At 62.9% G+C, this 11,625-nt stretch carries 10 protein-coding genes; 6 read left to right on the forward strand and 4 right to left on the reverse strand.

Features of this window, described 5'->3' with window-relative positions:
* Nucleotides 1–131 precede the first annotated feature (131 nt).
* The 4 genes from EOA13_RS28390 to EOA13_RS28405 form a co-directional block, all read right to left on the reverse strand.
* Complete coding sequence (locus tag EOA13_RS28390) at nucleotides 132–1,004, reverse strand: MBL fold metallo-hydrolase (protein WP_127296836.1); 873 nt, start codon at nucleotides 1,002–1,004, stop codon at nucleotides 132–134.
* Nucleotides 1,005–1,151: 147 nt separating this feature from the next.
* Nucleotides 1,152–1,811 carry a peroxiredoxin gene (locus EOA13_RS28395; protein ID WP_127296837.1) on the reverse strand — a complete coding sequence of 220 codons (660 nt, stop codon included), beginning with the start codon at nucleotides 1,809–1,811 and terminating at the stop codon, nucleotides 1,152–1,154.
* 220 nt (nucleotides 1,812–2,031) lie between these two features.
* Nucleotides 2,032–2,397, reverse strand: coding sequence for a cell division protein ZapA (locus tag EOA13_RS28400; RefSeq protein ID WP_127296838.1), 366 nt, complete (start codon nucleotides 2,395–2,397; stop codon nucleotides 2,032–2,034).
* An 11-nt stretch (nucleotides 2,398–2,408) separates the two neighbouring features.
* Nucleotides 2,409–2,681, reverse strand: coding sequence for a DUF4164 domain-containing protein (locus tag EOA13_RS28405; RefSeq protein WP_013529251.1), 273 nt, complete (start codon nucleotides 2,679–2,681; stop codon nucleotides 2,409–2,411).
* A 263-nt stretch (nucleotides 2,682–2,944) separates the two neighbouring features.
* Between EOA13_RS28405 and tkt the strand changes: the two genes are divergently transcribed.
* From tkt to EOA13_RS28435, 6 genes are all read left to right on the forward strand, one after another.
* On the forward strand, nucleotides 2,945–4,936 hold the full coding sequence (tkt, locus tag EOA13_RS28410) for a transketolase (protein ID WP_127296839.1): 1,992 nt from the start codon (nucleotides 2,945–2,947) through the stop codon (nucleotides 4,934–4,936).
* A gap of 154 nt (nucleotides 4,937–5,090) precedes the next feature.
* Nucleotides 5,091–6,101 carry a type I glyceraldehyde-3-phosphate dehydrogenase gene (gap, locus tag EOA13_RS28415; RefSeq protein ID WP_127296840.1) on the forward strand — a complete coding sequence of 337 codons (1,011 nt, stop codon included), beginning with the start codon at nucleotides 5,091–5,093 and terminating at the stop codon, nucleotides 6,099–6,101.
* Between the two features lie 218 nt (nucleotides 6,102–6,319).
* Nucleotides 6,320–8,209 carry a potassium/proton antiporter gene (locus EOA13_RS28420; protein ID WP_127296841.1) on the forward strand — a complete coding sequence of 630 codons (1,890 nt, stop codon included), beginning with the start codon at nucleotides 6,320–6,322 and terminating at the stop codon, nucleotides 8,207–8,209.
* 146 nt (nucleotides 8,210–8,355) lie between these two features.
* The gene (locus EOA13_RS28425) at nucleotides 8,356–9,552 is read left to right on the forward strand and encodes a phosphoglycerate kinase (protein WP_127296842.1); all 1,197 of its coding nucleotides are present in this window, start codon (nucleotides 8,356–8,358) and stop codon (nucleotides 9,550–9,552) included.
* 134 nt (nucleotides 9,553–9,686) lie between these two features.
* Nucleotides 9,687–10,712 carry a class I fructose-bisphosphate aldolase gene (locus EOA13_RS28430; RefSeq protein ID WP_127296843.1) on the forward strand — a complete coding sequence of 342 codons (1,026 nt, stop codon included), beginning with the start codon at nucleotides 9,687–9,689 and terminating at the stop codon, nucleotides 10,710–10,712.
* A 165-nt stretch (nucleotides 10,713–10,877) separates the two neighbouring features.
* The gene (locus EOA13_RS28435; RefSeq protein WP_127296844.1) at nucleotides 10,878–11,618 is read left to right on the forward strand and encodes a thioredoxin family protein; all 741 of its coding nucleotides are present in this window, start codon (nucleotides 10,878–10,880) and stop codon (nucleotides 11,616–11,618) included.
* Nucleotides 11,619–11,625 lie beyond the last annotated feature (7 nt).

Raw genomic sequence — 11,625 nt, forward strand, 5'->3', positions numbered from 1 at the left:
ACCTTCCGCCACGGCCTTCAGTACTTCCAATCCATAGCACACGGCTGGAGCCTGCGAGATGTGTGAATCGCCTAGCCCACTACGTGGGGCGAGGAACCCAGGTTCTGAAAGGCGCCGGGCCGGCAAAGCCCTCAAAGCCCATCTAGCGGAAACTTCAAATACCGCCGGTCATTGGCTTCCGGTTCCGGCAGCCTCCCGCCATTCATGTTGACCTGCAACGCATGCAGGATCAACCGCGGCATCGGCAGCGTCCTGTCGCGAGCCTCGCGCAAGGCGACGAACTCGGTCTCGGTGCGCGCGGCGACAAGGTGGATATTGCTGGCCTTCTGCGCCGCCACCGTACTTTCCCATAAGGGCTCGCGGCCGCCTGCCTGATAGTCATGGCCGACAAAGACGCGCGTTTCGTCCGGCAATGCCAGGATGTCCTGGATCGAGCGCCAGAGCCGCGCGGCACTGCCGCCGGGAAAGTCCGTCCTCGCTGTGCCGCTGTCGGGCATGAACAGCGTGTCGTGGACGAAGGCGGCATCGCCGATGACATAGGTGATCGAGGCCAGCGTATGGCCAGGCGAGAACAGCACCTTGACCGGAAGCGTGCCGACCTTGAAGGTTTCGCCTTCACCAAACAGCCTGTCCCACTGCGAACCGTCGGCGGGAAAATCCGGCCAGTTGTAGATCGCCTTCCACAAATTCTGGACGTCGACGACCCTGTCGCCGATCGCTGTCGGCGCTCCGGTCTTCTCTCTCAAATAGTGCGCCGCCGAGAAATGGTCGGCATGCGGATGGGTGTCGAGGATCCATTCGACGCTCAGTCCCTGTTCGCTGACGAAGTCGAGCAGGACATCGGCATTCCTCGTTGCCGTAGCACCGGATTTCTCGTCGAAATCAAGGATCGGATCGATGATGGCGCATCGCTTCGTCGCCTGGTCGGCGACGACATACTGGATGGCCCCGGTCGGCTTGTCATAGAAGCCGCTGACCTGCGGCTTGGCCAAAGCTACGTCCAATTCCGGCTTCCCCAACTCTCGGTCGCCAGGAATGATTTTCTCTGACGACACCCGAGAGGAGCATGGTTGTCCGCTCGGGTGCGGCAGTCAAGTATCACTTGGCTCGCAAGGGCGAGAAGGCCAAAGATCGTTCCGAAGCGCCTGGGATCAGGCCGATGGCTGCTTGGTCTTCCGCAGATAGGGCAAAATGGTCTCGTAGGCGCCGAAGCGCTTGATCGCGTCTTCGTTGGAGACAGCAGCGGTGATGATAACGTCCTCGCCCTGCTTCCAATTCGCCGGTGTCGCCACCTGGTGCTTGGCGGTGAGCTGCATGGAATCGACCGCGCGCAGGATCTCATCGAAATTGCGCCCCGTGGTCATCGGGTAAGTCAGCACCAGCTTGATCTTCTTGTCAGGTCCGATGACGTAGACCGAGCGCACCGTGGCGTTGTCGGCGGGCGTGCGGCCCTCCGACGTCTCGCCGGCACCGCCTGGCAGCATGTCATAGAGCTTGGCGACCTTGAGGTCCTTGTCGCCGATCAGCGGATAGTTCACCGAATGGCCGGTCGCGGTCTTGATATCGGCCTGCCACTTGTCATGGCTCGCGACCGGATCGACGGAAATACCGATGATCTTGACGTTGCGTTTCTTGAATTCGCCTTCCAGCCCGGCCATCGTGCCAAGCTCGGTCGTGCAGACCGGCGTGAAATTCTTCGGGTGACTGAACAGGATCGCCCAGCCATCACCGATCCAGTCATGGAATTTGATCGTCCCTTGCGTTGTCTCGGCGCTGAAGTCCGGCGCAATGTCGTTGATACGAAGGCTCATGGCAAATCTCCCCTACAACAGATTCCGTCAGGAGCGAGGGCCACGGCAAACCATGCCGCCATCAAGGCATCCACGCTCCGGCGTCGCCGCATCTTAGCGCAAAAATCGTGACCGCGAGATAATATGAAACTCTTGTCGGCGGCAGAGCGAGCATTTTCATGCTGCCGGTCAAGCCAAAAGCGCAGGAAAGCCTTTTGGTTGAGCGAAGTGCCGCGCCGCTTCAGGTCTTGTTGACCGCGAGCGTCGCCGTCAGATCTTCCATGCGCTGCGCCAGCGCGCCAAGCGCGTTGGTCAGCACGCTATCGCTTTTGTCGGCCTTGGTCAGAGCCTCGTCGCGGGTCTTGCGCAGGGTCAGCACTTCGCTTTCCATGCCCTTGACGCGTTTCTGCAACTCCGAGAGTTCATCCATCACCATGATGCCGGCCATCACGGTCAGCCGCTGATCGCCGATCTCGCCGAACGAGTCCTTCAGGTGTGAAACATAGCGGTCGAAGCGCTCGGCGAGGTCGATCAGATGCTCTTCCTGGCCCTCGTCGCAGGCCATGCGATACTGCTTGCCGTCGATTGAAACCGTGACCTGTGCCATCGGGCCAGCTCCTATCTGTCCAACACGGCGCGGATGGTTTCCATGGCGGTCACCAAACGTCGCGAGACTTCCTTGTTGGCATCTTCCAGCCGTTCGGCACGCGCTTCGGAATTGTCGAGTTCCTGCGCCAGCCGCGAGCGATCGGCGTTCATCCGCTGCACCTCGGCCTCGGCTTCGGAGTAGTCGCGTTCATGCTCGAGCTTGGCCGCGACGGCGTTTTCCAGCCCCTCGATGGCTTTGCCCAGCCTCGCGATGACTTCCTTGAGTGTGGCTTCCCCGGTCATGGCCTTCGTCCTGTGCCCTGCCCATCACCGAATCGTTCACGTTCAGAACGCGTTATCTCTGAAACATTAGGCACCGGGTGAAGGCAACGTCAACAAAGCTCTCGCGACTGTCCCCCGCTAACGCTAATGTAGGTCCGCCGCCGGCATCACAAGACCGGCAAATGTGCACCCGATTTGTTGACTAAAAGCCCGCGCCTGCTATGTGTCGCGCACCCTTTTCAAGGGCTCTCCCAAGCCCCCAAACCCCCACTTCTGGAGGAACCATGACGTCGCGTGAACAACATGACCGGATGGCCAATGCGATCCGCTTTCTCTCCATGGACGCCGTCGAGAAGGCAAATTCCGGCCATCCCGGCCTGCCCATGGGCTGCGCCGATATCGCCACGGTGCTGTTCACGCGCTTCCTGAAATATGATCCCAGGGCCCCGCACTGGGCCGATCGCGACCGTTTCATCCTGTCGGCCGGCCATGGCTCGATGCTGCTCTATTCGCTGCTGCATCTGACCGGCTACGAAGACATGACCCTCGACCAGATCAAGCACTTCCGTCAGTTGGGCTCGAAGACCGCCGGCCATCCCGAATATGGCCATGCCGCCGGCATAGAGACGACGACGGGCCCGCTCGGCCAGGGTCTCGCCAATTCGGTCGGCTTCGCGCTCGGCGAGCGCATCGTGAACGCCGCCTTCGGCAACGATCTCGTCGATCATTACACCTATGTGCTGGCCGGCGACGGCTGCCTGATGGAAGGTGTTTCCCAGGAAGCCATCGCGCTTGCCGGCCATCTCAAGCTCAACAAGCTGATCGTCTTCTGGGACAACAACGACATCTCGATCGACGGCCCGGTCTCGCTGTCCGACAACACCGATCAGGTCGCTCGCTTCCAGGCCTCCGGTTGGAATGCCAGCCACATCGACGGCACCGATCCGGAAGCCATCGCTTATGCCATCGAAGCTGCCCGCCATTCCGACAAGCCGACGATGATCGCCTGCAAGACGACCATCGGCTTCGGCGCGCCAACCAAGGCTGGCACCAACAAGGCGCACGGCTCCCCCCTGGGCGCCGACGAAATCGCTGGAGCGCGCAAGTTCTTCAACTGGGATTCGCCGCCCTTCGAGATTCCAGCCGACATCCTCGACGCCTGGCGCACCGCCGGCAAGGCCGGCGTCAAGGCGCGTACAGACTGGGAAGGCCGCCTGGCCAAGGCCGATGCCAAGCTGAAGGCCGAGTTCGAGCGCCGCATCAGCGGCAAGCTGCCGTCCAATTTCGACGCCGTCATCGCTGATTACAAGAAGAAGCTGTCGGCCGACAAGCCGAAGGTCGCCACCCGCAAGTCTTCCGAGATGGCGCTGGAAGTCATCAACGGCGCCGTGCCCGAGACCATCGGCGGCTCCGCCGACCTGACCGGCTCCAACAACACCAAGACCAGCCAGACCAAGAACATCACGTCGGACGACTATGGCCAGCGCTATGTCCACTACGGCATCCGCGAGCATGGCATGGCGGCTGCGATCAACGGCCTGACGCTGCATGGCGGCCTCATCGCCTATGGCGGCACCTTCATGTGCTTCTCCGACTATGCCCGGCCGTCGATGCGGCTGGCCTCACTGATGGGCATCCGCTCGATCTTCGTCATGACCCATGATTCCATCGGTCTGGGCGAAGACGGCCCGACCCACCAGCCGGTCGAGCATCTGGCCGCATTGCGCGCCATTCCCAACCACAATGTCTTCCGCCCGGCCGACGCTGTGGAAACCGCCGAATGCTGGCAGATCGCCCTCGAGTCGGAAAAGACGCCGTCGACGCTGGCGCTGACACGCCAGAACCTGCCGACGGTACGCAACGAATTCGTTGCCAAGAACTTGAGCAGCCAGGGTGCCTATGAGCTGGCTGCCGCCAGCGGCGAGGCAGCGGTGACGATCTTCGCCACCGGCTCCGAGGTCGAGATCGCACTCGGCGCCCGCGACCTGCTGGAAAAGCACGGCCATCCGACCCGCGTCGTCTCGGTACCCTGCTTCGACCTGTTCGACCAGCAGAGCGACGACTACCGCAAGAAAACGATCGGCAACGCGCCAATCAAGATGGCGATCGAAGCCGGCATACGCCAGGGCTGGGATCATCTGATCGGCTCCGACGGCATCTTCGTCGGCATGACAGGCTTCGGCGCCTCGGGCACGATCGAGCAACTCTATCCGCATTTCGGCATTACCGCCGAAGCCGCGGCCAAGGCGGCGGAAGCCCGCCTGCATACCAAATAGGTTCAAGGTTCGGCGAAATCGCGTAAGGCGGTCTCGCCGGGCCGGCCCAACTTAATCGATTTAAATCCACGCCACCGCGGCTGGATTCTTTCTGCTTCCACAGCTATGAAACTGCGGACCCCTCATCCGCCCTCCAACTCCCAGGGAGAGAATTATGACCGTCAGAGTTGCCATCAACGGATTCGGCCGCATCGGCCGCAACATCCTGCGCGCCATCCATGAATCCGGCCGCAAGGACATCGACGTCGTCGCCGTCAACGACCTCGGCCCGGTCGAGACCAACGCGCACCTCTTGCGCTACGACAGCGTGCACGGCCGTTTCCCGCATGAAGTCTCGGTGTCCGGCGACCAGATCACCGTCGGCAAGGAGACGTTCAAGGTCACCGCCATCAAGGATCCGACGCAGCTGCCGTGGAAGGAACTGGGCATCGACATCGCGCTCGAATGCACCGGCATCTTCACCGCCCGCGACAAGGCGGCGGCACACCTGACCGCCGGCGCCAAGCGCGTCATCGTCTCGGCCCCGGCCGAAGGTGCCGACCTCACAGTCGTCTACGGCATCAACCACGATCAGCTGACCAAGGACCACATCGTCATCTCGAATGCCTCGTGCACCACCAACTGCCTGGCGCCGCTGGCAGCCGTGCTGCACGAGACGGTCGGCATCGAAAAGGGCATGATGACGACGATCCATTCCTACACCGGCGACCAGCCGACGCTGGACACCATGCACAAGGATCTCTACCGCGCCCGTGCCGCCGCCCTGTCGCAGATCCCGACCTCGACCGGTGCCGCCAAGGCCATCGGGCTGGTGCTGCCCGACCTGAAGGGCAAGCTCGACGGCATCTCGATCCGCGTGCCGACCCCGAACGTCTCGGTCGTCGACTTCAAGTTCATCGCCAGGCGTTCGACCACGGTGCAGGAGATCAACGACGCGGTGATCGCCGCCTCCAACGGCAAGCTGAAGGGCATTCTCGGCGTCACCCATCACCCGAATGTGTCGATCGACTTCAACCACGATCCGCGCTCTTCGATCATGGCGCTCGACCAGACCAAGGTGATGGACGGCAACTTCGTGTCGGTGCTGTCCTGGTACGACAATGAATGGGGGTTTTCCAACCGCATGGGCGACACATCGGTCGCCTTCGGCAAGACCATCGCCTGATCACAAAACTCTCTTTTCGAGACTTGGAACGCCCGGCTTTGCCCGGGCGTTTTTCATGAGCGCAGCTTGCGCCTTTCCAAATTGTGTCCTGGACGCCAAAACATCCAAAAATCAGCGGCATAGGCCAAAAAGCCACCCTGCCGCCTTGCACTGGTCACGTCTTCGCCCCACTCTCTCGCAAAGCAGGAGACAGACGAATTTGAGGGGCTGATTTCAGGATGGAGCATGCGATCTATCTCGTCACGCTGGTCGGCACAGCGCTTGTCGTCGCCGCCGCGTTTTCGAGCCTGATCGCCTTCCGCTTCGGCGCCCCTCTTCTGCTCCTGTTTCTCTGCATTGGCCTCGCCACCGGCACCGACGGACTCGGTATCCAGTTCGACAACGCCCGCATCGCTTATTTTGCCGGCTCACTGGCGCTGGCCGTCATCCTGTTCGATTCCGGTTTCGGCACGCCGCTCAACGCCTTGCGGCAGGCTGCAGGCCCGGCTTTGTCGCTGGCGACCTTCGGCGTGCTTGTCACCACCGGCCTGTTCGGCGTCGCCGCCCATTATCTGCTCGATCTCACCTGGCTGGAATCCTTCCTGCTCGGGGCTGCCGTCGCCTCCACAGATGCGGCGGCCGTGTTCTTCCTGTTGCGAGCCGGCGAGATCAATCTGCGCGAACGCGTGCGCTCGACGCTGGAGGTGGAATCCGGCACCAACGACCCGATCGCCATCTTCCTGACCATCACGCTGGTAGAAATCATCGCCGCCCACGCCAACCCCGAGACCAATGTTCTGGTCACCAGCCTGTTCCTCGGCTTCCTCCTCAACATGGGCCTCGGTGCAATCGTAGGCGTGCTGGGCGGTCTCGCCATCGTGCGCCTCGTCGACCGGCTCAATCTCGACCACGGCCTGCTGCCGATCTTCGTTTTGACCTTGTCGCTGATGGTGTTTGCAGCAGCCGGCGCCATTGGCGGCTCAGGCTTCCTGGCGGTGTATATCGCCGGCCTTATCGCCGGCAATTCCGACATCCGAGCCGTCACCATCCTCAAGCGCTTCCAGGACGGCATGTCGTGGCTGGCGCAGATCATCATGTTCCTCATCCTCGGCCTGTTCGCGACGCCGTCGCAGTTCCCGGCGATCATGGTGCCGGCGGTGCTGCTCGGCCTATTCCTGATGTTCGTGGCGCGGCCAGTCGCCGTCTGGCTCTGCCTGATCCCGTTCCGTCTGCCGCGCCCCGAAGTCGCCTTCATCTCGTGGGTCGGCTTGCGCGGCGCGGTGTCGATCCTGCTCGCCATCACCCCGCTGCTCGGCGGCCTGGAAAACGGCCGTGTCATCTTCAACACCGCCTTCATCATCGTGCTCGTATCGCTGGTCATCCAGGGCTGGACGGTCGGACCGCTGGCGCGCCGCCTCGGCCTGATCGTGCCGGCACGGCTCGGACCGCTGGACAAGGTCGAGCTGGAACTGCCGGGCTCGGCCCATCACGAGCTTCTCGCCTATCGCGTCGCACACGGCAGCCCGGTGGCGCGCGGCGAGCGCATCCCACGCTGGGCGCGACCCTCGCTGGTGTTGCGCGACGGCCGCTCGATGCGCTTCCAGGATATGGGCCGGCTCGCCGCCGGCGACCAGGTCTACATTTTCGTGCCGGACCGCTATCCGCGCCTGCTCGACAAGCTGTTCGCCAGCCGTGCCGTGGTCGATCCCGAGGACGCCGATTTCTTCGGTGCCTTCGCCGTCGATCCCGCGCGCTCAGCCGCCGAATTGGAAGCGGCCTATACGCCGGGCCTGGCCGAAGCGGAGCAAAAGCTCACCGTTGGCGCGCTGGTCACGGCGCGGCTCGGCGGCCATGCCGAATATGCCGACCGCGTCCTGCTCGGCCCGATAGAACTGATCGTCCGCGACGTCGACGACAAGGGCAAGATCATAGGCCTCGGTCTGTCTTTCGAGCCGACCGCGCCGGTGGCGCGGGTGCCGGTCTTCCTCAGCGCCGGCGAAATCGGCGACCGTCTTTCCGCCTTCATCCGCAACTGGCGCAAGCCGACCGAGACGCAGGAGACCGAGGCGCAGGCGGACGAAAAGCCGGCCCCGGAGCCAGCGCCGGAAAAGGCAGCAACCGAAAGCTGACAAAACCGCTATTGAGCGCTGCCATTCATCCGCCCCGCCGGCGCAAGATCGTACCCACTTCAAAATTTCGGTTCGAGCGCGCCCTAAGCCTTGCATCGTCACCGATGCGGGGTATGGTCCCCCGGTTTTTCGCGAAAGGAACCCGCATGGCCGCCTTCAAGACACTCGACGATATCGGCAACATCAGCGGCAAGCGCGTGCTGGTGCGCGTCGACCTCAACGTGCCTGTCACTGAGGGCAAAGTCACCGATGCCACCCGCATCGAACGCATCGCACCGACTATCGCCGAGCTATCGGCCAAGGGCGCCAAGGTCATCCTGCTCGCCCATTTCGGCCGGCCCAAGGATGGCCCCTCGCCCGAATTCTCGCTGGAGCCTATCGCCAGGGCGACAGCCGACGTGCTCGGCCGTCCCGTTGGTTTCGCCTCGGATTGCGTCGGCGACACGGCCGGAAGCGCTGTCGCCGCCATGAACAAGGGCGACGTGCTGCTGCTCGAAAACACCCGCTTCTACAAGGCCGAGGAGAAGAACGAGCCGGCCTTCACGGAAAAACTCGCCGCCAATGGCGATATTTTCGTCAACGACGCCTTCTCGGCCGCGCACCGCGCGCATTCTTCGACAGAGGGGCTGGCGCATCTGTTGCCGGCCTTCGCCGGCCGCACCATGCAGGCCGAGCTTGAGGCGCTGGAGAAGGGCCTGGGAAAACCGGTTCGTCCGGTCGTCGCCATTGTCGGCGGCGCCAAGGTCTCGACCAAGATCGATCTGTTGATGAACCTGGTGAAGAAGGTTGATGCCCTCGTCATCGGTGGCGGGATGGCCAACACCTTTCTTGCCGCGCGTGGCACCAATGTCGGCAAATCGCTGTGCGAGCATGATCTCGCCGCGACCGCCAAGCAGATCATGATCGAGGCGGCCGAGGCCGGCTGCGCCATCATCCTGCCGGTCGACGGCGTCGTCGCCAGGGAGTTCAAGGCGGGCGCGGCCTGCGAGACCGTCGCTATATCGGATGTGCCGGCCGACGGCATGATCCTCGATGTCGGCGCCAAAACCGTGACGGCCATTGGCGAATGGATCGACCGCGCCGCGACACTGGTCTGGAATGGCCCGCTCGGCGCCTTCGAGATCGCGCCCTTCGATCATGCGACGGTGGCAGCTGCCAAGCACGCGGCGTCGCGCACCAAGGCCGGCAAGCTGGTCTCGGTCGCCGGCGGTGGCGATACGGTGGCGGCGCTCAACCATGCCGGCGTCGCCGACGACTTCACCTATGTCTCGACCGCCGGCGGCGCTTTCCTGGAATGGATGGAAGGCAAGCCGCTGCCCGGCGTCGACGTCTTGAAGCGCTGAGGCTCCGAGGCGATCAACACTCGGAGAGCGAACAAGGCCGCCCGAGGCTTTCAATCGATTCGAGCTTTCCGATGCCATTCCTTTGGCGGTAGACTTCCGTTAAGCGCGGAACAACCGTTTCAGGAGAAGCAACAATGAGCGAACGTCTCGAAGACATTGCCGCTGCGATCGTCGCCGATGGCAAGGGCCTGCTGGCCGCCGACGAAAGTTCCGGCACCATCAAGAAGCGCTTCGACGTCATTGGCGTCGAATCGACCGCCGACAGCCGCCGCGATTACCGCGAGATGATGTTCCGCACCAGGGAAGCGATGACCCGCTACATCTCCGGCGTAATCCTCTATGATGAGACGATCCGCCAGAAGGCCGCCGACGGCACGCCGCTGGTCGACATCATCAAGGCGGCCGGCGCCATCCCCGGCATCAAGGTCGATGCCGGCGCCAGGCCGCTGGCCAGGTTTCCCGGCGACACCATCACCGAAGGCCTCGACGGCCTGCGCGAGCGCCTTGCCGACTACTACAAGCTCGGCGCCCGCTTCGCCAAATGGCGCGCGGTGATCGACATCGATATCGCCAAAGGCGTGCCTTCGGGGACCTCGATCGGCTCCAACGCCCATGCGCTCGCCCGCTATGCCGCCCTTTGCCAGGAAGCCGGCATCGTGCCGATCGTCGAGCCGGAGGTGCTGATGGATGGCGCCCACGACATCGACACCTGCTACGACATCTCGAAAGCAACGCTGATCAAACTTTATGACGAACTCCATGCGGCGCGCGTCGTGCTGGAAGGCACTATCCTGAAACCGAACATGGTGCTGGCCGGCAGGAAATCGGGCAAGGTGAGCAGCCCCGAAGAAGTCGCCGAAAAGACCATAAAACTGTTCCGCGAAACCGTGCCGGCAGCGGTGCCGGGCATCGCCTTCCTCTCCGGCGGCCAGGAGGACGAGGAGGCGACCGCCAACCTCAACGCCATCAACGCCATCGGGCCGCACCCGTGGAAGCTGACCTTCTCCTATGGTCGCGCGCTGCAGGCCGCGCCACAGAAAGCCTGGAGCGGCAAGGCCTCGAACGTCGCCGCCGGTCAGGCCGCCTTCACCCATCGCGCCCACATGAATCATTTGGCAGCGCTCGGAAAATGGAAGGCGAGCCTGGAACAGGCCGCCTGACCACAGTCCTTTCTTCCTCCTTCGAACCCGGGCCGATGCGCCCGGGTTTTTTGTTTGTGACTTGCCGGGCTTGGGGCGGAGCCTCTCCGTCCTTATTTCCTCTCGGGCGATGTCGGGTTGTGCTCATCCCGAACGTCCTTGGAATGACACTTCAGGGAGAGGTTCATGCATCGCAACAAGGTCGTTTCGCGCGAAGACTGGTTCCAGGCGCACAAGGCGCATCTGGCGCGCGAGAAGGAACTGACGCGGCTCCGCGAGCGGATCGCGGCTGAGCGGCGTGAATTGCCCTGGCTGAAGATCCGGAAGGACTATGTCTTCGAGACCGGGCAAGGGCCGAAGAGACTGGCCGACCTGTTTGCCGGCAACAGCCAGCTGATCGTCTATCACTTCATGTTCGGGCCGGGCTGCGTCAATCATTGCGAGGGCTGCTCATTCCTTGCCGACCATATCGACGGCGCCAATCAGCATCTGCGGCATCACGACGTGTCGCTGGTCGTGGTTTCGCGCGCCCCACTGGCGGAACTTCTGCCTTACAAGCAGCGCATGGGCTGGAAGTTCGACTGGGTGTCGTCCTATGCCTCGGATTTCAACTTCGACATGCAGGTCTCCTTCACCGACAAGCAGATCGCCGCCGGCGACACCACCTACAATTTCGAGACCCGTCCACGGACATCGAAGGAGCTTCCCGGCACCAGCGTTTTCTACCGGGACGAGACCGGCGACATCTTGCTCACCTTCATGTCGCGCGCCCGCGGCGGCGAGGCGCAGATCGGCGCCTACGACTATCTCGACATGACGCCGAAGGGCCGCAACGAGAACGGCCCCTATCACGGACTGATGGATTGGGTGCGGCTGCACGATGAATATCAGGGCAAGCAAGCGGGGCAGGCGAGTTGCTGCGATTGAAGAGCGT

This window comes from Mesorhizobium sp. M7A.F.Ca.US.011.01.1.1, assembly GCF_003998295.1.
Taxonomy (GTDB): domain Bacteria; phylum Pseudomonadota; class Alphaproteobacteria; order Rhizobiales; family Rhizobiaceae; genus Mesorhizobium.